At 45.6% G+C, this 21066-nt stretch carries 25 protein-coding genes; 8 read left to right on the forward strand and 17 right to left on the reverse strand.

Annotation, left to right across the window (positions count from 1 at the left end; genetic code table 11):
* Nucleotides 1-143 precede the first annotated feature (143 nt).
* The 12 genes from ACWYU8_RS02690 to ACWYU8_RS02745 all read right to left on the reverse strand — a co-directional run bounded on the left by ACWYU8_RS02690 (nt 144) and on the right by ACWYU8_RS02745 (nt 11984).
* The gene (locus ACWYU8_RS02690) at nt 144-1553 is read right to left on the reverse strand and encodes a sigma-54-dependent transcriptional regulator (protein WP_457516914.1); all 1410 of its coding nucleotides are present in this window, start codon (nt 1551-1553) and stop codon (nt 144-146) included.
* A 36-nt stretch (nt 1554-1589) separates the two neighbouring features.
* Complete coding sequence (locus tag ACWYU8_RS02695) at nt 1590-2621, reverse strand: sensor histidine kinase (RefSeq protein ID WP_457516916.1); 1032 nt, start codon at nt 2619-2621, stop codon at nt 1590-1592.
* Between the two features lie 393 nt (nt 2622-3014).
* Nucleotides 3015-4481, reverse strand: a complete 1467-nt coding sequence (locus ACWYU8_RS02700) for a sigma-54 dependent transcriptional regulator (RefSeq protein ID WP_457516918.1) — start codon at nt 4479-4481, stop codon at nt 3015-3017.
* Between the two features lie 286 nt (nt 4482-4767).
* Nucleotides 4768-5178: a flagellar export chaperone FliS gene (fliS, locus tag ACWYU8_RS02705; protein ID WP_457516919.1), complete on the reverse strand. Its 411-nt coding sequence runs from the start codon at nt 5176-5178 to the stop codon at nt 4768-4770.
* Nucleotides 5179-5191: 13 nt separating this feature from the next.
* Nucleotides 5192-5497, reverse strand: coding sequence for a flagellar protein FliT (locus ACWYU8_RS02710; protein WP_457516920.1), 306 nt, complete (start codon nt 5495-5497; stop codon nt 5192-5194).
* A 3-nt stretch (nt 5498-5500) separates the two neighbouring features.
* Entirely contained in the window at nt 5501-6871 is a 1371-nt protein-coding gene (gene fliD / locus ACWYU8_RS02715; RefSeq protein WP_457516922.1) for a flagellar filament capping protein FliD, read from the reverse strand.
* A gap of 20 nt (nt 6872-6891) precedes the next feature.
* Nucleotides 6892-7326: a flagellar protein FlaG gene (gene flaG / locus ACWYU8_RS02720; protein WP_457516923.1), complete on the reverse strand. Its 435-nt coding sequence runs from the start codon at nt 7324-7326 to the stop codon at nt 6892-6894.
* A gap of 67 nt (nt 7327-7393) precedes the next feature.
* A complete protein-coding gene (locus ACWYU8_RS02725; RefSeq protein WP_457516925.1) occupies nt 7394-8524 on the reverse strand; it encodes a flagellin in 1131 nt (376 codons plus the stop codon).
* A gap of 295 nt (nt 8525-8819) precedes the next feature.
* A complete protein-coding gene (locus tag ACWYU8_RS02730) occupies nt 8820-9953 on the reverse strand; it encodes a flagellin (protein ID WP_457516927.1) in 1134 nt (377 codons plus the stop codon).
* 421 nt (nt 9954-10374) lie between these two features.
* On the reverse strand, nt 10375-11277 hold the full coding sequence (locus tag ACWYU8_RS02735; protein ID WP_457516928.1) for a Dyp-type peroxidase: 903 nt from the start codon (nt 11275-11277) through the stop codon (nt 10375-10377).
* A 46-nt stretch (nt 11278-11323) separates the two neighbouring features.
* Entirely contained in the window at nt 11324-11809 is a 486-nt protein-coding gene (locus ACWYU8_RS02740; protein WP_457517331.1) for a DUF2919 domain-containing protein, read from the reverse strand.
* Between the two features lie 13 nt (nt 11810-11822).
* Nucleotides 11823-11984, reverse strand: coding sequence for a hypothetical protein (locus ACWYU8_RS02745; protein WP_457516930.1), 162 nt, complete (start codon nt 11982-11984; stop codon nt 11823-11825).
* Between the two features lie 34 nt (nt 11985-12018).
* Here ACWYU8_RS02745 and ACWYU8_RS02750 point away from each other — a divergent pair, with 34 nt between their 5' ends.
* The gene (locus ACWYU8_RS02750; protein ID WP_457516931.1) at nt 12019-12375 is read left to right on the forward strand and encodes a DUF2956 domain-containing protein; all 357 of its coding nucleotides are present in this window, start codon (nt 12019-12021) and stop codon (nt 12373-12375) included.
* Between the two features lies 1 nt (nt 12376).
* Entirely contained in the window at nt 12377-12706 is a 330-nt protein-coding gene (locus ACWYU8_RS02755) for a DUF4156 domain-containing protein (RefSeq protein WP_457516933.1), read from the forward strand.
* Nucleotides 12707-12769: 63 nt separating this feature from the next.
* Here the strand turns inward: ACWYU8_RS02755 and ACWYU8_RS02760 are convergent, their stop codons facing one another.
* On the reverse strand, nt 12770-13057 hold the full coding sequence (locus ACWYU8_RS02760; RefSeq protein ID WP_457516935.1) for a winged helix-turn-helix domain-containing protein: 288 nt from the start codon (nt 13055-13057) through the stop codon (nt 12770-12772).
* A 314-nt stretch (nt 13058-13371) separates the two neighbouring features.
* Between ACWYU8_RS02760 and ACWYU8_RS02765 the strand changes: the two genes are divergently transcribed.
* The 4 genes from ACWYU8_RS02765 to ACWYU8_RS02780 are packed head-to-tail and all read left to right on the forward strand — an operon-like array spanning nt 13372 to nt 15813.
* Complete coding sequence (locus ACWYU8_RS02765) at nt 13372-13722, forward strand: ArsC family reductase (protein ID WP_457516937.1); 351 nt, start codon at nt 13372-13374, stop codon at nt 13720-13722.
* Between the two features lie 18 nt (nt 13723-13740).
* A complete protein-coding gene (gene dapE / locus ACWYU8_RS02770) occupies nt 13741-14877 on the forward strand; it encodes a succinyl-diaminopimelate desuccinylase (RefSeq protein WP_457516938.1) in 1137 nt (378 codons plus the stop codon).
* A gap of 28 nt (nt 14878-14905) precedes the next feature.
* Nucleotides 14906-15607: a M15 family metallopeptidase gene (locus tag ACWYU8_RS02775; RefSeq protein ID WP_457516940.1), complete on the forward strand. Its 702-nt coding sequence runs from the start codon at nt 14906-14908 to the stop codon at nt 15605-15607.
* Nucleotides 15604-15813, forward strand: coding sequence for a DUF2897 family protein (locus ACWYU8_RS02780; protein WP_457516941.1), 210 nt, complete (start codon nt 15604-15606; stop codon nt 15811-15813). The genes ACWYU8_RS02775 and ACWYU8_RS02780 overlap by 4 nt, the downstream gene beginning before the upstream one ends.
* Before the next feature lie 61 nt (nt 15814-15874).
* Here the strand turns inward: ACWYU8_RS02780 and bamC are convergent, their stop codons facing one another.
* Together bamC and dapA are read right to left on the reverse strand one after the other, a co-directional pair.
* On the reverse strand, nt 15875-16894 hold the full coding sequence (gene bamC / locus ACWYU8_RS02785) for an outer membrane protein assembly factor BamC (protein ID WP_457516942.1): 1020 nt from the start codon (nt 16892-16894) through the stop codon (nt 15875-15877).
* A gap of 60 nt (nt 16895-16954) precedes the next feature.
* Complete coding sequence (dapA, locus tag ACWYU8_RS02790) at nt 16955-17839, reverse strand: 4-hydroxy-tetrahydrodipicolinate synthase (RefSeq protein ID WP_457516944.1); 885 nt, start codon at nt 17837-17839, stop codon at nt 16955-16957.
* Nucleotides 17840-18365: 526 nt separating this feature from the next.
* Here dapA and ACWYU8_RS02795 point away from each other — a divergent pair.
* Nucleotides 18366-18908, forward strand: coding sequence for a glycine cleavage system protein R (locus tag ACWYU8_RS02795; RefSeq protein WP_457516945.1), 543 nt, complete (start codon nt 18366-18368; stop codon nt 18906-18908).
* A gap of 16 nt (nt 18909-18924) precedes the next feature.
* Nucleotides 18925-19395, forward strand: coding sequence for a thioredoxin-dependent thiol peroxidase (gene bcp / locus ACWYU8_RS02800; protein ID WP_457516947.1), 471 nt, complete (start codon nt 18925-18927; stop codon nt 19393-19395).
* 101 nt (nt 19396-19496) lie between these two features.
* On the opposite strand, the gene ACWYU8_RS02805 is transcribed toward bcp, so the two are convergent.
* Both ACWYU8_RS02805 and ACWYU8_RS02810 read right to left on the reverse strand, forming a co-directional pair.
* Nucleotides 19497-20570 carry an AI-2E family transporter gene (locus ACWYU8_RS02805; protein ID WP_457516949.1) on the reverse strand — a complete coding sequence of 358 codons (1074 nt, stop codon included), beginning with the start codon at nt 20568-20570 and terminating at the stop codon, nt 19497-19499.
* 1 nt (nt 20571) lies between these two features.
* Nucleotides 20572-20808, reverse strand: coding sequence for a sulfurtransferase TusA family protein (locus ACWYU8_RS02810; protein ID WP_457517333.1), 237 nt, complete (start codon nt 20806-20808; stop codon nt 20572-20574).
* Nucleotides 20809-21066: the final 258 nt, after the last annotated feature.

Here is a 21066-nt window from a genome sequence, read left to right on the forward strand (position 1 = left end):
CCAAAAGTTTGACTATTAATAAAACTGTTTATTATCAAAGCAATTCGCGTGCCAGAAGGCGAGTGTCTATTGCCTGCTTACACTTTCGCCTGTGACTTTTCACGCAAAAAACTTACGCAAAAAAAAATAAGTCACGCAAAAAATTAACCAGGAATATCGATACCAGCATCACGCATTTTGGCCAGTTTGTAGCGTAGCGTTCGCGGGCTAATGCCAAGTTTCTCGGCCATCTCTTTGCGGCGACCGTTACACTCAACCAGCGTATCGAGAATGATCGTATATTCTTGATCACGCAGTTCGCTGCCTAACCCTTCTCCGCCTGACACGATACGACTCACGCTTTCAGTCTGAGCAACGGGCTTAACATCCGGCACCAATACTTCAGCGTTTTGTATCACTCGTTGAAGGCTATTAGCGTCTTGCCAATCCACACCTTCTAAAAGAATGTGTTCCGTGCCAATGTCGCCATTTTCACTCAGGATAAGAGCGCGTTGGACAACGTTATCAAGTTCACGCACGTTACCTGGCCATGAATATTCGAGCAATTTTGCTACTGCCGATACAGAAAACTTCGGTACTGGCATACCCATCTTGCCACAATGACGCTCAGCAAGATGTTTTGCTAATGGCTCAATGTCACCTTTGCGCTCACACAGTGCAGGCCATGCAATCGGGAAGACGTTGAGGCGGTAATATAAGTCATCGCGGAAGTTACCTTGCGACACATATTGCTTAAGATCGCGGTTACTGGTTGCCAAAACTCTCACATCCAGTTTAATGCTCTTACGACTGCCTAATCGCTCAACTTCACGCTCTTGCAGTACACGCAGCAGTTTTGCCTGCAGGTTGAGGTCCATTTCACTGATTTCATCCAGCAAAATCGTCCCACCCTGCGCTTGTTCAAATTTACCAGGACACGCTTGTACTGCTCCGGTAAACGCCCCTTTTTCGTAACCAAACAGCGTCGCTTCGAGCATGTTGTCCGGGATAGCCGCACAGTTAATAGCAATAAAAGGACCATCTTTACGGCTTGACGCATTATGGATGTAACGCGACATGACTTCTTTGCCCGAACCACTTGGCCCCAGAATCATGACGTTGGCGTCAGTACGTGCCACGCGGTCTGCCAGCGCTAACAGTCGCAGACTTTTTTCATCTGCCACCACAGCATCGCCACTGTCATCACTTTTGATTGGCGCATAGCGGCTGACCATATTGAGCAACACTTCCGGTGCAAATGGCTTAGCCATGTAATCAATCGCGCCGTCTTTCATCGCAGAGACCGCGTCTTCAATATTGGCATACGCCGTCATCAGCAGGACAGGCAGATTCGGCCAGTTCTGTTTGATATTTTTGAGCAGCGCCAGTCCACCCATTCCGGCCATTTGTACATCGGAGACGACAATGTCCACGGCGTTTGATTTCAGTTTCACTAGTGCGTCTTCTGCACAGTCTGCTTCCAGCCACTCATAGCCTGCCAGAGCCAGGGTATCCACCAGGGCTTCGCGAAGACCTTCGTCGTCTTCTACGATCAGCACTTTGCTTTGCGTCATTCTGATTCTCCAGTAATTGTTATTGGCAGAAGCCGCTTATTGCGCTTCTGCTTGCATTCGCTCTAGTGGAATGCACATGGTGAAGCAGGCTCCATCACCCTGCTCAGAAATGAGTTCCAATCGACCGTCATGGGCACGGCAAACCATTTGAACTACGGCGAGCCCTAAACCAGTTCCCTGTGAACGGGTAGTAAAAAATGGCTCCATAATTTTGCTTTGTAACTCTGTAGGTACACCCGGCCCGTTGTCCTGCACAGAGATGCGCAGCTCGCCGTTTACCGGACGGAAGAAAACGTCGATTTGGGAGGATTTACCCGACATCTGCATCGCATTCATAACTAAGTTACTCAGTGCCGATGCAATGGCGTTCGCGTTGCCAATCAGCCCTGTATGCTCTTCTTCTACTTCAAGAAAGTAATCAATGCTGTTGTTTTTTAAGGCGGCTTCCACCATTGGCTGATATTCCGCGACCAACTGAGCAATCGTAAATGGCTGAATGACTTTGTTATCCCCACCTTTGGCAAAGAGCAGCATGTCATTCACCTGCTTTTCCAGATCATGCAGCCGATCCATTAGTTTGCTCTGAAAACGGTCGCGTGTATTCGGAGGAAGATTTGGTGCGGTCAGGTTTGACGCGTAAAGCATCGCGCTGGATAAGGGAGTTCTGACTTGATGGGCAAGAGATGCCACCATACGCCCTAGTGACGATAAGCGTTGTAAGTCACTCACACGGGCTTGCAACAAGCGGGTTTCAGTTAAATCCGTGATCAGGATAAGCTGGCCAGTTTCGGACGCGGAAATCGCTAAACGAACTTTGCGACCATTGCGCAGGGATACTTCATGGCCGTCATCTTCACGCGGATCAAATGCCGCCTGAATGACGTTAAACCACTTCTCGTTGACCAATGGAATTTCAAGGATGCGGTGTGCTTCCGGGTTCGCTTCGCGCACTACCCCAAATGTATCGAGCAGGATCACCCCTGCCGGCATCACATCCAGTACCTGCTTATAGCGTTCGACCTGATTTTCTACTGAGTCCAAATGGGATTGGTTGGTGTTATTTTCCATCAACTGCCTGTCGAAATATCGCCACTAAATAATAAAAAGCCTAGTAAGCAATTAGCGTACCAAGCTATATTTTTATATTTATCAGCAACTTACAATGCGACAATAAGTTGACACAAAATTGACATAAGAATGTAGACGGTTTGGTGTTCCAGAAAACAGTCCACCGGAGTGAAAATTCCAGTCGCTTAGCGATTCTTTTAGGGTCATTCCAGCGAGCCTTAGCGAGACTAGGAATCTAATATCAGCACGCTGAGAATAGTTAGAAAACTCTTTGACAACAACGTGCTCGGATAGAAGATCCTGAATCACGCTCCTTCGTCGCTGTTCAGGATGACGGTAAACTGGATTATATTGACCGCTGTTAAGTGAACGGCATTACACCAGAGTGCAGCGTTAACGTTGTAAGTTGTACTTACGCATCTTTTCAACCAATGTAGTGCGGCGCATTCCCAACATGTCTGCGGCTCGGGCCACGACGCCAGCTTGTGCTTCAAGGGCCTGACTAATCATGTTGACTTCAAGCTCAGCCAACAGTTCTTTCAGATTGACCCCTTCTGGAGGCAGATCCTGCGGCGCATTGGCGTTATGATCTAAATCGCTGAGTTCATCGAAGCTAAATTCTTCCGAAAAAATGTCATGGAACACATCACGCTCTTGCTCTTCAATCGAAACAAAAGGATTACCTTCCGGGTGGAACTCCGGAATGTCGCTGTAACGATATTTGGTTGGCAAGTGGTTCACATCAATCAAGCTGTTTGGGTACAAAATCACCATTCGCTCAATCAGATTTGCAAGTTCACGGACGTTACCCGGCCAATCATGTTCCATCAAAGAGTTAATGGCACGTGGCGTAAAGCAAATTGGCTGCCCACCCTCTGCCTCTAAGCGCGCCATCAATTCTTGCAGTAATAAAGGAATGTCTTGTTTACGCTCTTTGAGCGCTGGCATCTCAATTGGGAATACGTTGATGCGATAGAACAAGTCTTCACGGAACGTATCCTCTTCAATCATGCTCTCTAGATTGCGGTGTGTTGCCGCCACCACCCGAACATTGACCTTAATGGTATTGTTGCCGCCCACCCGCTCAAAACATCGCTCTTGCAACACGCGCAGTAACTTCACCTGCATTGACATCGGCATATCGCCAATCTCGTCAAGAAACAGCGTACCGCCGTCGGCCAACTCAAATCGACCTTTACGCGACGTCAAAGCACCAGTAAAAGCCCCTTTTTCATGGCCAAACAATTCACTTTCTAAAAGCTCAGGAGGGATCGCACCACAGTTAATTGGCACAAATGGACCATTTGAGTATGTGGAATGGTAATGGATATTACGTGCTACAACTTCTTTACCTGTGCCAGATTCACCAAGAATCAGAACATTCGCTTCGGTTTTCGCGACTTGCTCAATAAGGTGGCGCACTTCCTGAATACCGCGACTCTGACCGACCAAACTGCGGAAAAGTGTATTTTTTCGCTCACTTGCGATCACATTCACACCTTTACGGCCGAGAAAGTCTTTGCAATGACGCAAAGCATTACTTAACTGCGGATAATTGAGCGGCAGTTCCAGTTCTCCGACATAGCTTGGCAGGTCGTCAACAGACAACGGAAAGCAGCCCATAACAAGCAGTGGAATATGGTAAGCATCATGAAGATGAGCCATAACGGTGGCAGCCGCCATATCTGAAGTAGTGTGACCTACAATGCATCCAGACCATAGTTCAGACCAATCAATGTCGCCCAACTGTTCAGAACTGACAGCTTCGCAACTTTCTCCAACAAATTCCAATATATTGCTTAAATTTAAACGACTTGAAGCATCGTCATCAATTACAAGCAGCTTTGCCAAACCTTGCATAAGTAAGAATGATTGCCTTTATTTTGGGGTATGTTGCGGCCAAACCTTGATGAGCCCAAATGAGTGTTTAGAAGGGCAGAAACGCCACACTCAATTCACGATAGGCATAGGAAAATCAGCAACAAAAAAAGCCATTAGGGCTACTAATGGCGGCTATTTTATTTGAATAAAAAAATAAGGCAACCAAGCAAATGAGGGCTCTGGGCGCGATTGTGACCTTGCTGCACAACTTGTTGCTTAAGTGATTAATATATATTCAAGTAAATATAACCATTTGTTTTAATTATCAAATACCAACTTCAGCTGCAGTTAAATTATGAAACTCTGCCGGGATCTGATCCCAGGCCGATTTTATCTCTCGAATGATATCAATAACATCATCAATAGCTTGCGAATCATTTTTATGGTTAGCCGAAGAAATCTGCGTAATCATAAACTCATAAAGTGAATCTAAGTTTGAAGCAATATCACCACCATCATCCATCGACAGACAACTGCGTAACGCAATGATAATGTCCAGCGCTTTACCTAAGCGCTCGCCTTTGACCGGAATGTTACCGGCTTGCATGGCTGCTTTACCTTGAATAAGGCGCTCAATCGCACCAGCCATTAGCATCTGAATGACTTTGTGCGGAGAAGCCGCGCTTAGCTGGCTGTCGACTGATACCTTTTTGTATGCTTGCAAAGATCCGCGCATAGTAATCCTCTTTTTAAATAAACTTTTTGTACTGCTGAAGTGAACGTTGGCCATAGCGCAATTTGTGCAGCTCTTTACTGGTCTTTGACGTTTCTGATTGCATCAGCTCAACAATACTTTTGGTGCGAGCGAGTAAGTCTTGCCACTCTTCATCCTGCTTAACCAGCGGATTTTGTTGAACAATTGGTAGCAAGTTTCGCAATAACCGTTCCCTGATATCGACCAGTCTTGTTATTTCTTCAGTATTTATCTCAACTTTTTTCAGTTCGCGGTTAATGTACAGATCTACATCATGAATTTCTATGAGTTCACTTTTCATCGATTAGCCCAAAGCACTCATTAGCGCCCCTAACTGACCTTGCATTTTACCGGTGGCATCTTGCATGGCGGAGAACTTCGCGTAGGTACGTTTCTCTATACTTTCCATGCGGCGATCTAATGCTACTTGATCATCATTGAGACGATAGTTTTGTTCAGTAAGACTTTTTTCTCGGGTACGGATACTACCGGTAACACCAGTGATGCCGTGGATCGCGTCTTCGATTCGTTTCGCAAACCCCGTATTGCCACCGAAGAACTTTTCCAGATCATTGAAGTGGTTATTCAACTGCCGATCAAGCATGTCGTAATTGATTTCGAGTGTCCCCTGACGCGTGGTAGTGATACCAAACTCAGTCAGTGACTTAAGATTTTCTGGCGCTTTGTCAATTTGCGAGGAGAAGACCGATTTCAGCCTGGCGTCAGCACTTCGCACTGTGCTGTCTCCCGATAAAGGGCCTTTTTGCCCGGTAAGCGGGTCGACATTCGCTAACGCCTGAGAAGTCTGGTAGAACGAGTTATAAGCGGCGACAAAGTTATCTATATCGCTACGAACGCCCTGGCGGTCATACTCAACACCAATCTCAGCGGGCGCTTGGTTTGGGTCTGATTGACCCTTCAAGGTAAGGTCAACACCTTCTATCGCGTCTTCAATCACGTTGTTGTGGCTGGATAGCCTCGCAACACCGTCGAGCAGCACAACCGAGTCCTGACCAGCCTGAACTTCATTCATACCAAGATAATCTTGAAACTTCGCTTGTGCCTGGTAAGCAAATTTTTCCAGTGGATTACCTTGCTTGGCATCCACGGTGATTTTAATTTGATGCTCCTTGCCAGAAAGGTTAGAGGCGAGGATAAGGCGTGCCCCTTCAACATCATTGATGAGCGAGGCTCGTACACCGGGGTTATCTTTTTCGCCGTTAATACCGCGCACGACATCAACGAGCTTAGCGTTTGAACGGACATTAATCGTAAAGCTGTCATCACCGAGCGAAATATGCAGCTTACCCGGGCCAAACTTCGCGTCTTGGGGCAAAACATCAGACGCGACTTTATGGCTCTGCGCAAGCTGCAACACATCGACCGCATATTTGCCTGCTATTGCATCGGTAGTTGCTGTAGCAGAGACGACCTTTTCGTCCGTGGTCTCAACCGTTCGAGCGGCAAAGGCCTTCTCTTGACGAAAGTTCGCCATGAGGTTTTTCATCGTATCCAATGATTCTCTGAGTCGCCCATAAGCACTGATGCTGGCGTCTATAGTCGTGCGTTCATTGTTGATACGTTGCTGCTTTGGCACACGCTCAGAATCGACAATTTTGCTGACCATGGCATTGATATCCATGCCACCAGACATCCCCACAGGGCCTAAACTCATTAAATCACCTCAAAAACGACTTACACTTTTTCAACGAACAAACCGCTGTTAGCTGTGTGCTCAGCTAGACGACGCAGTACTACCAGCATGTCTTCATCAGGGATTTGACGAATTATGTCGCCTGTTGTGGCTTCGTAAATCGTCACAACGTCTCTGCCAGATTCTTCATCCACGCGAAACGCTACTCCCTTATTTATGGAAGTCACAAACGCATTCATTTGTGCCACCATTTTTTCACGCTCTTCCCTGTTTAGCTCCTGACGGCTTTCCACCATCTCAATCGCAGCCTGCACAGAGAAGTCGTGTTCGGTGCCTTTCACTTTGTGCAGCGCAACATCACCGGAAGAACTTGCTGGACCCGGCACGCCTATGCCATAGCCGTTTTTACTAGCAACTTTGGTGCCATCCTCTGCACCGTAAGACTGGATATTCGATGTATAGGAGGATATTTCCATTACAATCTCCCTTCCAACTTAACGCGCTAACGATAAAAACTATCGCTTTAGCTCTGAGTGAGCCAGATTAGCCCAATAAGCTTAGCGCTGCAGATGGTGACTGCTTCGCTTGCGCCAGAATTGAAGTACTCGCTTGCTGAAGGATTTGCGACTTAGTCATCGCCGTGGTTTCCTTCGCGTAGTCAGTATCTTTAATACGGCTCTTCGACGCATTCACATTCTCATTGATGTTATCTAGGTTATTGATTGCGTGATTGAAGCGATTTTGGAACGCTCCCAGAGACGCACGCTGGCTGTCCACTGACTTAAGCGCACCGTCGATAACTGCCACCGCTTCTTGTGATCCCGCTACAGAGGTAACATCAATGTCTTGAACCGTGACATCTTTTGCATCATCGAAGCCAATTTCATCAGCCAGATTGCCCGAGAACTCTACTTCACCAGTCACTTTCTGAGTAGAAGCAAACACTTGCAGTTTGCCGTCTTCACCTACCGACGCTTTTACGTCGTCGCTCTGACCGTTAATGTAAGTCGCTAGCTGCTCGATATCGTCGCCTTGCTTCGCGTTGATAGTCAGCTCTTGCTCTTCACCTTGCTTATTGGTGTAGCTCAATGTTAGCTCAGTATTTTTACCCACAGCCCAAGATGCATCTTTGCCTTCTTCTGCTGCGTAGCTCTTACCCCCCATTGCAGAAGTATCAGAACGCAGGCTGCTCATCGAAAGCATCACCGCTTCGCCTGAGTCAGCGCCGATTTGGAAAGATTGTGTACCGTAAGTACCGTTAAGAAGTTTGTTCCCGCCGAATGAAGTCGTTTCAGCAATACGATTTAACTCGTCATTTAACGCTGTCACTTCTTCTTGAATCGCTACACGTTCTGCTTTTGAGTTTGAGCCGTTCGCAGATTGAAGCGATAGGTCACGCATACGTTGCAGGATGTTGGTCGATTCATTCATTGCACCTTCAGCAACCTGTGCAATAGAAATACCGTCATTCGCGTTTTTCACTGCCATGTCGAGACCACGGCTTTGTGCGTTCAAACGGTTTGAAATCTGTAGACCTGCAGCATCGTCTTTCGCGCTATTGATTTTGTAACCCGAAGACAAACGCTCCATTGATTTTTGTTGACCTGCAGCCGCCTGATTCAGGTAACGCTGCGCGGTCATCGCAGAAACGTTAGTATTAACGTTAATCGCCATATTTGATCTCCTTATGTTTGCCAATATACCGTCGTGTCTCTCACCTCACTCAGGTATATCTCATTTCTCTCAGTCTCTTTAACGGCGAACGATGCATATCCTTTAGGATAAATTTCCAATATTTGCGATTCATTTCCTCTACTTACAGAAATGTGACGGACGTCTGACGTGAGTGATTATTTCCTCGCTGCACTTTGTAAAGGCAGAAAAAAACCCAGCCGAAGCTGGGTTTACTCGCTCATCTCTCACCACGAGCCAATGTGGTTCTAGTCTTGGGTTAAGGTAGGTATAACGCTTAACCTAGCAGACTCAGCGCTGAGTTTGGCGCTTGTTTCGCTTGCGCAAGTATTGAGCTTGACGCCTGCGATAGAATTTGAGCCTTGGTCATCGCCGTCGTTTCTTTCGCGAAGTCAGTATCTTTGATACGGCTCTTCGACGCGTTCACGTTCTCGTTAATGTTATCCAAGTTGTTGATTGCATGGTTGAAGCGGTTCTGGAATGCACCCAGTTCTGCACGGTGGCTGTCTACATACTTCAAAGCGGCATCGATAATCGCGACAGACTCTTGTGCTCCGCCCACAGACGTTACATCAATAGAATCCACGGTGACTTTTTTACCTTCATCCAGCCCTAGCTCACGAGATAGAGAACCACGGAATGATAGTTCGCCGTCCACATTGTTGTTGCCAGCAAAGATTTGCAGTTTGCCATCTTCATCGACAGATGCTTTTACCAGATCAGTTTGACCATTGATGTACGTCGCTAACTCTTCTATATCATCGCCTTCTTTGGCGTTAACAGAGATACTTTGCTCTTGACCAAAGCTGTCTGTCAGATTGATTGTCAGTTCTGAATTATTGGCTGACACTCTCCAGTCTTTATCTTTGCCGTTTTCAGCCTGATAACTTACGCCACCCATCATTTTGTTGTCAGAACGCATATCTTTCAATTCAAGCATGACTGCTTCGCCATTATCTGCGCCAATTTGAAAAGATTTAGTGCCGTGAGTACCGTTAAGCAGTTTATTACCACCAAACGATGTTGTTTCCGCGATACGGTTTAGCTCATCATTCAGTGCGGTGACTTCTTCCTGAATGGCCACACGCTCTGCTTTTGAGTTCGAGCCGTTTGCCGATTGCAGTGATAAGTCACGCATACGTTGCAAAATGTTAGTGGTTTCATTCATCGCACCTTCAGCAGTTTGTGCAATCGAGATACCATCATTCGCGTTACGAACCGCCACATCCAAACCACGGCTTTGCACGTTCAAACGGTTCGAGATTTGCAGGCCTGCAGCGTCATCTTTTGCGCTGTTGATCTTAAAGCCAGAAGACAAGCGCTCCATTGAAGATTGCTGCGCTGAATTTGCGCTGTTTAGGTAACGCTGAGCGGTCATCGCTGATACGTTTGTATTTACATTTACTGCCATGGTGATTTCTCCAATTGATTTTCCGATGTAGCGGTTTCCGACGTCTCGGAAAACCAAGTAGTTCTCTCAAAGTTACTTTTATTAACGACACGCAACCTGATTTCTTTAGCAAAAATCTTCCATTTTTTTTGAAAAAGTTAACTTGAAAGAAGATATGTGACGAAATAGATAAAAAACAGAGAAAGCGTTAAATTTTCACTAAAGCTTCTTTTTCATCTGTCGATACAGGCAGTTTTTTTCTCCTTTCCCTCCTGAGCTGTACAACTTGTGCAGGAGTATTGGTCTTAACGTTGATAGCCGTAATTGATCTGCCAAATTAGCGGAAAGTTGAGCGGTTTTAGAAACACGAACAGGGAAGAAAAGGCAACCGACACAAAAAAGCCCTCCAGAATGGAAGGCTTTAAAAATGTGAAACAGAGGCTTATTTGATAGCCAGCTCCGCTAGCATTTCCTGAGATGGGGCAAAGAAGTACGCACCAGTTACCGCCTTAGTAAAGCGCAGCATTTGGTCAGTCTTACCATCGGTAACGCCATACATGCTCTCTAACATCACTTTGATGTTGTGCAGAGTATGGCAGTAAGAGATGAACAGTAGACCGTGAGCGCCGGTCACTGTACCGTATGGCAAACTGTGACGAACAATCTTCAACCCTTTACCTTCTTCTTTAATGTCTACACGACCAACGTGTGACGCAGCCGGAACATCCTCCAGCTCAACAGAATCTGGCTTGGTGCGGCCGATAACCTTTTCTTGTGCTTTTACATTCAAACGGTTCCATGCCGGAAGGTTGTGCTCAAAGCGTTGAACCATCACATAACTACCACCTGCAAATGGACCTTCTTTGATCAATGCTACGTCGGCACGAGCATCGCCTTTCGGGTTTTCAGTGCCATCAATAAAATCGGTCATGTCACGCGCATCAAGGTAACGATATCCGTAAGTTTCATCAACCACAGTTATATCTTCAACGGTGTCTGCAAGAAACTTACGCAGTACGTAAAAATGCAGATCATGGCGTGTAGAGTGACAGTGAATGAGTACATCGACATCACTTGCTGGAGCAACAATATCCCCTTCCCCTAACTGTGGGAAGTCAATGAGCTCTTCAGGTGCGTCAATATTCAAGTGCTGCCAGAACGATTTTGTGAATGCAATAGAAAGCGTCAGCTCTGCACCTGGCTGACTGTTATTTAACTCTTCAACCAGCTCTGGAAGCGCTTTGAGCTTCGCCAATACGTTGTCACGATTTTGGTTCACTTTCAGTTGAGTGTAGAGTGCAAATGGTCCTGCTTCTGGCACGATTGCCGTTTGAGCTTGTAACATTAAAATTTCCTCTAAACTTTGCCCCTTTGCGGGAATTTATTGATTTTTAATTCTTTGAAGTCTGTTCTTTATCATGCTCAAATTGTGGCACATTAAAACAGTCTTTTACCCACCTTCCGTTGACAAGGTAAATCATAAACCAGGTTAATAAGGTGATGGTAAGAGCGTTTGCCCAATTGAATACCCCGTGTTCCAGATACACATGATACATGGTCTGAGCGAGTTGAATACCGCACAAGATCAAAGTCATCTCTCGACCAAAGCGCATTATTTTATTTACCCACTTGCGATCAGGCTGGCGTAATCCCATTAGCCACATAAATAACAGGCTCGGGATACCCACTAGCAAACCCAAATAGAGCGTGCTCGAATCCGGGTAAACAATCGACAGCAGTTTGCTTCCACTTTCACGGCTGACCCCCGCCATGGCGAACACGACCCAAGATCTGGCAAGAAACATCCATCCTAACCAGACTAAAAACGGCGCTTTCAAAAATCCATGAGCGTCATATTGATCAATAGCGTAGCGCACAATATCTTCTTCTTTAATCACTTACAGCCGTCACTTTACCTGATCGCCAAGAAACTGCAATGCAGTACCCTGGAACATCAGAAATGTCGCACACACCCAGAAGCATGCTCAGAACTTGAGCGTAGCAGTTCATTTCAACCCATTTGGCAGGTAAACTATCCTTCAGTGATTTCAAGATGCAGGCTCCTATAAGCCGAGTGAATAAAACCATGAGAAAGAAAACCCCAGCAGCACCTGTACCCTCTTTAGAAACCCAGAATGAAGCGATGAACATTGCCCGGGCGACTCAGAAACCGGGGCAAAGCGAAGAACAAACCAAGCTGATCGCTCAAGGGATAGAAAAAGGCATCGCGCTATATAAGAAGCAACAAAAAGAACGAAACCGCCAAGCAGACAGAGCGAGAAAAAAGCAGATTAGAGATAGACAACGTCAGAGCGATGAAATGACAGAAGAAGAAACGCAAGCTAGCGTAGAATCGAAATCGTCTAATTCATCTGCACTTCCGTGGGTATTGCTTGTGCTCAGTTGGATAGGGTTCGCTGCGTTCATTCTTATGGGGAAATAACATGCGTCACATGATTGTTGTCAGCACGATGGTCGCACTCTTCGGCTGCTCAACCACACCGATAGACCCACACACAAAAAGTCAGCAAGTCGAGCTTCGAATTGATAGCCAGTTTGATCCAGCACAGTGTCAGTATTTAGGCGACGTAACGGGCAGCGAAGGGCATTGGTATAGCTACCTGTTCTACTCGAATGACGACATGATAGAAGGCGCAATCAACGATCTAAAAAATAATGCCATGGCCATCAATGCCGATACGGTCTTTATGATTTCTCCACAATATTTCGTGACATCTTTCACCGTGTTAGGCACAGCTTACCGCTGTAACTAACGCCTTTTGGCCAAGCATCTAAGAGCGCAGGGATACAAAGAAAAAAAGCCAGCGATTGCTGGCTTACGCACGAAATCCTAGGCTAATAGCGATATCGCTCTCTCGCTCCAGAACCCATTGGCTATCAAAAGGTCCCCAGTCCGAAAGTTGGTAGTAGCCATCATTGTGACGCCGACCATCTTGAACGAATATAAGCTCGATCCCGATTCCAGGTAATGCCTTGAGTACATCTTGAATTGTACGACGAGGCCACCCCGTTTTTTCGATTAGTTTTGGTACATTTGGCCTTTCCAGGTTTTCGACCAACAAGGCCAAATATAGCCGCCTTGCAAAAACAGGACTCAATTCCATTGACACCTCCTCAAATTGTGCTGAGTCATTATTTCGTTTTTGCACCATAAGATGTTGCGTTCGATCAATAACTCGACTTTTCCAATCGAATTTGGTGTCATTTTACTCAAATTCCTACAAATAGAGTTCGACATAGGCTCATTTTGTAAGTTATCAACGCCTACACCTCGTCACTCAGAAACACTAAGAGACAGATAATTATTCTCTGTAGCATTTTGTCAGTTTGGTTGCTTCTTGGTAGGATGCGTGAACAGCCGAGAATTGCTTAAGTACATTAGGTGCCTAAGACTAGATATAAGAGAAAAGGAAACAATATGACGATTACCATGTTCGGTATTCCAAACTGCGACACGATAAAAAAGGCCAAAAAGTGGCTAGAAGCGCAAAATATCGCGTATGAATTTCATGATTATCGCAAACAAGGTGTGGATACGTCTCTGGTGACGGAATTTTGTGATGCTTTAGGCTGGGAGACTGTACTCAATAAACGTGGTACAACTTACCGCCAACTGACGCAGGAACAGAAAGATTCTCTCAATGAAGAAAACGCCGTTGAACTGTTGGTCGAGAATCCAGCCATGATTAAGCGCCCTATTCTAAAAGTGAATGATCAACTCCATATCGGTTTTAAAGCTGATCAATACGCTACTATTTTTAACTCATAATTTAAGGAACACTCAAGGATGACAGACAGTCCAGTACTGGCTCTTGCTAAAGACCTAATCAGCAGACAATCCGTAACGCCTGAAGATGCAGGTTGCCAGGACTTAATGATCGAGCGTCTAAAAGCGCTTGGTTTTGAAATTGAAGTCATGGTGTTTGAAGATACAACCAACTTTTGGGCACGCCGCGGCACACAAGCGCCCTTATTCGCCTTTGCTGGCCATACTGATGTAGTACCAGCAGGCAAGCTTGAACAATGGGATACGCATCCATTTGATCCAGTCGTAAAAAATGGCTATCTGCATGGTCGCGGAGCGGCCGATATGAAAGGTTCGCTTGCGGCGATGGTCGTTGCTGTTGAACGCTTTATCGCAGAGCACCCGGATCATAAAGGCTCGATTGGCTTTTTGATTACATCAGATGAAGAAGGCCCTTTCATTAACGGTACAGTACGCGTCGTAGAAACACTGATGGCACGTGATGAAATCATTGATATGTGTATCGTCGGTGAACCTTCAAGTACAGAAATTGTTGGTGACGTGGTGAAAAATGGCCGTCGTGGCTCCATTACTGGCGATCTGACCGTATTAGGCACCCAAGGACATGTGGCATACCCACACCTTGCGAATAACCCGGTTCACTCCTCATTGTTAGCCATCCACGAGCTGGCGACAACAGAGTGGGATAAAGGTAATGATTACTTCCCGCCAACCAGCTTCCAAATCCCGAATGTATCTGCAGGCACTGGTGCTTCAAACGTTATTCCGGGTGAATTCAATGTTCAGTTCAACCTACGCTTTAGTACAGAGCTCACCAACGAAGTGATTGTTGAACGTGTCACTCAAACGCTGGACAAATACGATCTTAACTACGAACTTAACTGGACATACAACGGCGACCCGTTCCTGACTGATACTGGAGCCTTGCTTGACGCTGTCGTTGCAGCCGTTGATGAAGTTAACCACACCAAACCTGCGTTGCTGACAACCGGTGGTACTTCTGATGGTCGCTTTATTGCTCGTATGGGCGGACAGGTCGTGGAACTTGGTCCAGTGAACGCAACCATTCATAAGGTGAACGAGTGTGTGAAAGTTGATGACTTAGAGAAGTTGACCGACATGTACCAAAACACGCTGAAGCATTTGCTGGCCAACTAATCGTTCGTAAGTAAATAATGAGAACAACATGACGCCATCGCAACTCACAGGTACTACCGATTCTCACCTTCAATCAACCATGGTGGGTCAGAAAGCCTTTTTACTTCATCCAGAAGTGGCGGACGACCTATTGAAAATGATTGAGGCAGCGAATAAAGCTGGATTCAACATGGAAATTGCCAGCGGATTTCGTGATTTTGCTCGCCAGCGTACAATTTGGAATGGGAAGTTTTCAGGTGAGTTGCCTATTCTTGATTCAGACTCAAAGCCAATGAACAAAGCGCACTTAAGCGATGAAGAGAAGATAATGGCGATTCTTCGCTGGTCTGCTCTTCCAGGCGGAAGTCGTCATCATTGGGGCTGTGATTTCGATGTTTATGCTCGTAACCTATTGCCTGAGGATAAGAAACTTCAACTGGAGCCTTGGGAATATCTACAAGGTCATCAGCACGAGTTCTACGTCTGGCTCAAAGAGCATATCAGTGAGTTTGGGTTTTTCTTCCCCTATAAAGACGATCTTGGGGGCGTTGCGATTGAACCCTGGCACATTAGCCATAACGCCGTAGGTCAGCGCTGTGCCGCTCAATTAGATGCAGAAATACTAAAAGATGAGCTGATTCGACAAAATCAACAGCACAAGATTGCAGGGTTAGAATCGATACTGAATAATTTAGATAGCATCTTATCTACCTATATTCGCAATATCACCCCACCGCCGGAGGCGTTATGATCGAATTTCTTACCAACCCTTGGGTTATCATCATTGTGGTTTTGAGTGTGGTTATCGGTAACATCGCTGCCCTGAAATACACGGCTAAAATGAAATTTAATCAAATGGATAAAAGCCGTAAAAACGAATTGGATCGATTGAATGAAATTGACCGAGAGCGTTATGGGGATAAAAACGGAAAAGACGACGATTCCAATAAGCACTAAATATCATATCGAACCATCAAAAAAGGGACCATACGGTCCCTTTTATCTATGTGTTGAACAATTACTGCTTAACCACTTCAGCCAGAACAGGCACAAGTGATTTCAGGAATTCTTCTTCAACAGGTTTGCCCGCTGAATCGGTAATATTAATCGATGTACGGTTGCCTAAATCACCCAACAAGAAGGTATATTTACCGGCTTTCAGATCGACTGGTTTAACGCCAATATCATTCCAGAAATCATCATCCGGTGATGCGTATTTCGCCTCTACTGTACCTTGAGACTGAGTGCGGTCCTCAATCGTGAAACCCATCTTAGGAAGAATCACCGGCAGACGCGGCCACAGCACATCATATTGAGCACGAGCAATAATGACTGGAAGACCACTGCGGTCTGTGCCCATGGTAATAGGGATCTGTTTAACCAATTCCTGAGCTTTACGCTGCGCTTCTTCCCGAACTTGTTGATCGTATCGGGCTGTCACCAGATTGGTCATGAACACATTGTAGCGTTCACGGTTTGTTGGGGTAACTTCTTTAACTTGGTTGCCTTCACGCCAGTCGATTAAACTGACTTTAAAACCATATCGACCGCCTGATTCCGTACGAGTGATCTCATATCGGCTGCCGATCTCCATATCTTCATCAGCAGAGTCCCATGTGAGCCAACCTGTTTCGATACGAGAATTCGTTTGACTTTCAACCGGAATTTTTTGGGCTTCGACCATACCCTGAACGGTTTGCCAAACCTTATCCTGTTCTTCCTTGCGTAACAACCATAGCGTCACTTCACCGTCTGTACCGCGATCCAAACGCGCTCCTGGGATCAGTTCCAGCACTTGTTGTGGTGGTCGAATATCAACGTTTTTACCCACACCACCAGCGTAATTGCCTTGAGGAATTTCGTAATTTGGATAGAACTGAGGCTGAGCACCTTGTGGGGCATTCCACTCACCCAATGTTGGGGTGTTCAAATACTCGAAGTCGTCTTTTGCCTGACGACGTTGAGTTGCACCACCTGAACAGGCAGTCAATACGAATACAGCTAATGAACTTAACACTAACTGGCTTGAAAGCTTCATTTATACTCCTAAAACACTGAGGGCTCATTGGCCCCCAGTATGAACGTCAATCCTAGTAACTCAATCTAGATAAATACGGGCGTCCCTTAACGCCTGTTCCACGATCGGCTGCATTTTTTCAGAAAGCGTGGTTAGAGGAAGACGCAGACTACCATCGTCGATCAAACCAAGCTTTTGAGCCGCCCATTTAACTGGAATCGGACTCGCTTCGACGAATAGGTTTTTATGCAGCGTCATTAAACGTTGGTTAATTGCCTCTGCTTCTTCGTACTTACCTTCACTTGCCAAATGGAACATGTCTGCCATGTCTTTAGCCGCAATATTGTTGGTTACCGAGATAACCCCATTACCGCCAAGTTTAACAAACTCTAAGCCCGTCGCATCATCACCACTTAGTAAGATAAAATCTTCGCCACAAAGTTCACGATGAATAGCAACTCGGCTTAAATCACCCGTCGCATCTTTGATACCGACTATATTATCAATCTTTGACAAACGTGCCACAGTCTCAGGCAGCATATCTACTGCAGTACGACCCGGTACATTATACAAAATTAGTGGGATAGCACTCGCTTCCGCGATGGCTTTATAGTGCAGGTACAAACCTTCTTGTGTTGGTTTGTTGTAGTATGGCGTTACGCTTAGGAAACCAGAGATACCAGAATCAGCCAGCAATTTACTAAATGTTACTGCTTCGTGAGTTGCATTCGCACCCGTACCAGCGATCACAGCGATGCGACCATTGGCAAACTCTACAACCTTATTAACGACCTTTACATGCTCTTCAATCGTCAGAGTCGCTGACTCACCGGTTGTGCCTACAGCCACAATACCGTCTGAACCTGATTCAATATGGTACTCTACTAACCTTTGTAAACTATCAAAGTCTACTTCACCATCTGCTTTGAATGGCGTAATCAGCGCTACGATACTTCCTGAAAACATGTTTATCTCCCTTATTTAGTTCTTTCTGCATGGTACTGTAATGCGATTGAAAAACACAAGAGCGTAAACTCGCTTACAAAGTACAAATGAGTGAATAATTATCAGATGTTAGAGATCTAGCAACTTAATTACTGATTTGGCCTGATTCCCACTAAATTTGATAGTTGTGTTAGTTAACTAATTCAATTCTTGATGAACAAGGCGTCAGCAAAAGAAAGACCTCATTTCCACTACGCTCAGAAATATACTCTTTGAGGCGCTTTATCAAGTCATACTTGAGTGAATAAAAAAATCATCTTGTAAAACATAAGCTGACCGAAAGTGTCGTGAGAATAAATGGTATGGTTTTAACCCAACCAAACACGCCCAAAGGGATTATTGCCTTTGCTCGCTTGCGGGTTGTCCGTCGCTCAACCGTTGCCCAGAGCGTACAGCAGCAAAAAACCAAAAAAAGAACTGGCTCGATATTTCTCCACCATATCTGTGCTAACATCTTTTTATTGAACAAAGGACAAGAAGCTCATTTATGAAGCAACATCTGGTACTTACAGCAGTTGGAACGGACCGTCCAGGCATCTGTAACCAAGTCGTAAAGCTCGTTACGCAAGCTGGCTGTAATATTGTCGATAGCCGCATCGCTATTTTCGGCAATGAATTTACCCTCATCATGCTGCTGACTGGTAACACTACGAATATTACGCGCGTTGAAACTCAGATGCCTTTATTAGGACAAGAACACGACCTGATCACGATAATGAAACGCACCGCTGCCCATGAGTTACTTGATAACAGTTACGCCATGGAAGTCTTTATTGAGTCAGAAGATCGCCCGGGACTAACCGAAAAATTTACTCAGTTCTTCGCCGACCAGCAGATTGGATTAGATTCACTTAGTGCACAAACTATCAACAAAGCTAAAATTCAGGCCGATGTCGATCAATTCCACATCGCCATTACTGCATCGGTCAGCGCCGATTGTAATCTTATGCAGCTCCAAGAAGATTTCGATGAACTTTGTAAGTCGCTCAACGTACAAGGTTCTCTGAATTTCATTAAAAACACACCATAAAGTAAAGGAAATCATAATGAACACGCTGACAGCAGGCTCGCCAGCGCCAGCCTTCTCTTTGCTCGACCAAGACGGCAACACTGTTTCTCTTGGTGATTTTAAAGGCAAGAAAGTACTTTTCTACTTTTACCCTAAAGCCATGACCCCAGGCTGCACCGTACAAGCAAAAGGTCTACGCGACGTTAAAGCAGAACTCGACGCACACAATGTTGTTGTTCTCGGCGTCAGCATCGATCCTGTAAAACGTCTCGGTAAGTTTATCGAACGTGATGAACTTAACTTCACCCTACTTTCTGATGAAGATCATGCGGTTGCAGAACAGTTCGGTGTTTGGGGCGAAAAAAAATTCATGGGTAAAGTCTACGACGGACTCCACCGAATCAGCTTCCTAATCAACGAAGAAGGCGTGATTGAACACGTGTTCAACAAGTTCAAAACCAAAGACCACCACGAAGCGGTTTTAAATTATCTGAACGAAAACGCTTAAAAATCACGTATTCGTAATACAAAACAAAAAGCCCAGCACTTTTGAAGTCGCTGGGCTTTTTATTGTTGTGTGCACCGGGTAATGACTTACCGGCCTCAGAGTTATTCTTGCTCGGCTGACTCGTGCTCATCAGGGCTAGGTAACGCATTCCAAACTGCTTTGACCAATGTCGCTAGAGGGATTGCGAAGAATACTCCCCAGAAGCCCCACAGACCGCCAAAGACTAACACTGCGACAATAATGGCTACGGGATGCAGGTTCACTGCTTCAGAGAAAAGAACCGGAACCAGTACGTTTCCATCTAGTGCTTGGATGATGCCATAAGCGACAAGTAACCAATAGAATGGCGGAGTTAGTCCCCACTGGAACAACCCGACAATAGCCACTGGTACGGTTACCGCCGCCGCACCAATGTAAGGAATAAGTACCGATAAACCCACCGCTACCGCTAACAACGCAGAGTAACGCAAATCCAAAATCGCGAAGGTGACATAGCTGACACTCCCGACGATCAATATTTCCAGCACTTTACCGCGAATGTAGTTCGAGATTTGTTGATTCATCTCATGCCAGACTTTATTCGCTAGCTTACGGTTCTTAGGTAACACACCGCTGGCCATACCGAGCATCACTTCTTTATCTTTTAGCAGGAAGAAAATCAGTAAAGGGACCAAAATTAAGTACACCGCTAACGTCGCCAGACTGACTAGAGAAGCCAATGAACCTTTGACCACACTCTCCCCAAGACTCAACGCCTGGTTTTTCGCATTCGTCGCAATAGTTTCAACGATTTGCATATTAGCCAGCTCTGGATGACGTTCAGGCAATGACACAATGATTTTTTGTAAGCCATTGTACATATTTGGAATATCGTTAATTAGGTTGCCAACCTGAGTCCAAATAGTTGGAACCAACCCAAATAAAGCGATCAACATCAGACTGATGAAAACCAGCAGTACGATGATAACCGAGAGCGTTCGGGGCATGCCTAAACGACACATTTGCACCACTGGCCATTCCAGTAAATAGGCCAATACAATTGCAACAAGCAGTGGTGCAATGAGATGACCGAAGAAATAAATGGTGATAAAGCCAAACAGCAGGATCGCTACAAGGCTCACGGCATGTGGGTCTGAAAATCGACGTTGATACCAACGATTTACCATTTCGAACATCTTAAACGGATTCCTTATTGAGAACAGTCAATGTGTAGTGATCTGATGTTGGTTGGCAATCAACCATGTATCCCTGAGCGTTTAGGTATTTCACAATATCTTGCTTAGAGCTGTTATCCATCACTTTGATGACAAGCTTATGATACCGCTGCTTTTCTCCCTGAAAGGCCTCGGCAGTGTGACGCTTAGCGAGTAACAGTGCCAAGGGGCAGCGTTGCGCGCGCAAATCAAGTAACATGGATTCCATTGTATTGCTCTGCACTTATGATAGGGTTGTATTGTAACGGCTTTTTGAGCTGGAGCTAGCTATTCTGACATGATTTAACCGGAAACTGAAATCACTAAGATACAGAATAATTTACGAAACCAATTCATTTATTCTCGGTCTTATTGCTAGCGCACTCATCCGGCAGGATGAGCATAAAGTAGAGTGGTAGCGTTGAGAGGTACCCTACCTCCAACCACTTGCTTAGGTATTTGGGAGAACCTTTAAAAC

This window comes from Vibrio limimangrovi (assembly GCF_054064025.1).

What these genes read in the sequence shown, in the direction of transcription:
- fliS (WP_457516919.1), bottom strand. Translation starts at nt 5,178, where the DNA reads ATGCGCGGATCTTTGCAAGCATACAAAAAGGTATCAGTCGACAGCCAG.
- ACWYU8_RS02765 (WP_457516937.1), top strand. Translation starts at nt 13,372, where the DNA reads ATGACGATTACCATGTTCGGTATTCCAAACTGCGACACGATAAAAAAG.
- fliD (WP_457516922.1), bottom strand. Translation starts at nt 6,871, where the DNA reads ATGAGTTTAGGCCCTGTGGGGATGTCTGGTGGCATGGATATCAATGCC.
- ACWYU8_RS02760 (WP_457516935.1), bottom strand. Translation starts at nt 13,057, where the DNA reads ATGGAATTGAGTCCTGTTTTTGCAAGGCGGCTATATTTGGCCTTGTTG.
- ACWYU8_RS02735 (WP_457516928.1), bottom strand. Translation starts at nt 11,277, where the DNA reads ATGTTACAAGCTCAAACGGCAATCGTGCCAGAAGCAGGACCATTTGCA.
- ACWYU8_RS02725 (WP_457516925.1), bottom strand. Translation starts at nt 8,524, where the DNA reads ATGGCGATTAACGTTAATACTAACGTTTCTGCGATGACCGCGCAGCGT.
- ACWYU8_RS02810 (WP_457517333.1), bottom strand. Translation starts at nt 20,808, where the DNA reads ATGTTACTTGATTTGCGCGCGCAACGCTGCCCCTTGGCACTGTTACTC.
- ACWYU8_RS02695 (WP_457516916.1), bottom strand. Translation starts at nt 2,621, where the DNA reads ATGGAAAATAACACCAACCAATCCCATTTGGACTCAGTAGAAAATCAG.
- ACWYU8_RS02805 (WP_457516949.1), bottom strand. Translation starts at nt 20,570, where the DNA reads ATGTTCGAAATGGTAAATCGTTGGTATCAACGTCGATTTTCAGACCCA.
- ACWYU8_RS02750 (WP_457516931.1), top strand. Translation starts at nt 12,019, where the DNA reads ATGAGAAAGAAAACCCCAGCAGCACCTGTACCCTCTTTAGAAACCCAG.
- ACWYU8_RS02780 (WP_457516941.1), top strand. Translation starts at nt 15,604, where the DNA reads ATGATCGAATTTCTTACCAACCCTTGGGTTATCATCATTGTGGTTTTG.
- ACWYU8_RS02755 (WP_457516933.1), top strand. Translation starts at nt 12,377, where the DNA reads ATGCGTCACATGATTGTTGTCAGCACGATGGTCGCACTCTTCGGCTGC.
- flaG (WP_457516923.1), bottom strand. Translation starts at nt 7,326, where the DNA reads ATGGAAATATCCTCCTATACATCGAATATCCAGTCTTACGGTGCAGAG.
- ACWYU8_RS02730 (WP_457516927.1), bottom strand. Translation starts at nt 9,953, where the DNA reads ATGGCAGTAAATGTAAATACAAACGTATCAGCGATGACCGCTCAGCGT.
- ACWYU8_RS02690 (WP_457516914.1), bottom strand. Translation starts at nt 1,553, where the DNA reads ATGACGCAAAGCAAAGTGCTGATCGTAGAAGACGACGAAGGTCTTCGC.
- ACWYU8_RS02775 (WP_457516940.1), top strand. Translation starts at nt 14,906, where the DNA reads ATGACGCCATCGCAACTCACAGGTACTACCGATTCTCACCTTCAATCA.
- ACWYU8_RS02795 (WP_457516945.1), top strand. Translation starts at nt 18,366, where the DNA reads ATGAAGCAACATCTGGTACTTACAGCAGTTGGAACGGACCGTCCAGGC.
- ACWYU8_RS02700 (WP_457516918.1), bottom strand. Translation starts at nt 4,481, where the DNA reads ATGCAAGGTTTGGCAAAGCTGCTTGTAATTGATGACGATGCTTCAAGT.
- ACWYU8_RS02710 (WP_457516920.1), bottom strand. Translation starts at nt 5,497, where the DNA reads ATGAAAAGTGAACTCATAGAAATTCATGATGTAGATCTGTACATTAAC.
- bamC (WP_457516942.1), bottom strand. Translation starts at nt 16,894, where the DNA reads ATGAAGCTTTCAAGCCAGTTAGTGTTAAGTTCATTAGCTGTATTCGTA.
- dapA (WP_457516944.1), bottom strand. Translation starts at nt 17,839, where the DNA reads ATGTTTTCAGGAAGTATCGTAGCGCTGATTACGCCATTCAAAGCAGAT.
- bcp (WP_457516947.1), top strand. Translation starts at nt 18,925, where the DNA reads ATGAACACGCTGACAGCAGGCTCGCCAGCGCCAGCCTTCTCTTTGCTC.
- dapE (WP_457516938.1), top strand. Translation starts at nt 13,741, where the DNA reads ATGACAGACAGTCCAGTACTGGCTCTTGCTAAAGACCTAATCAGCAGA.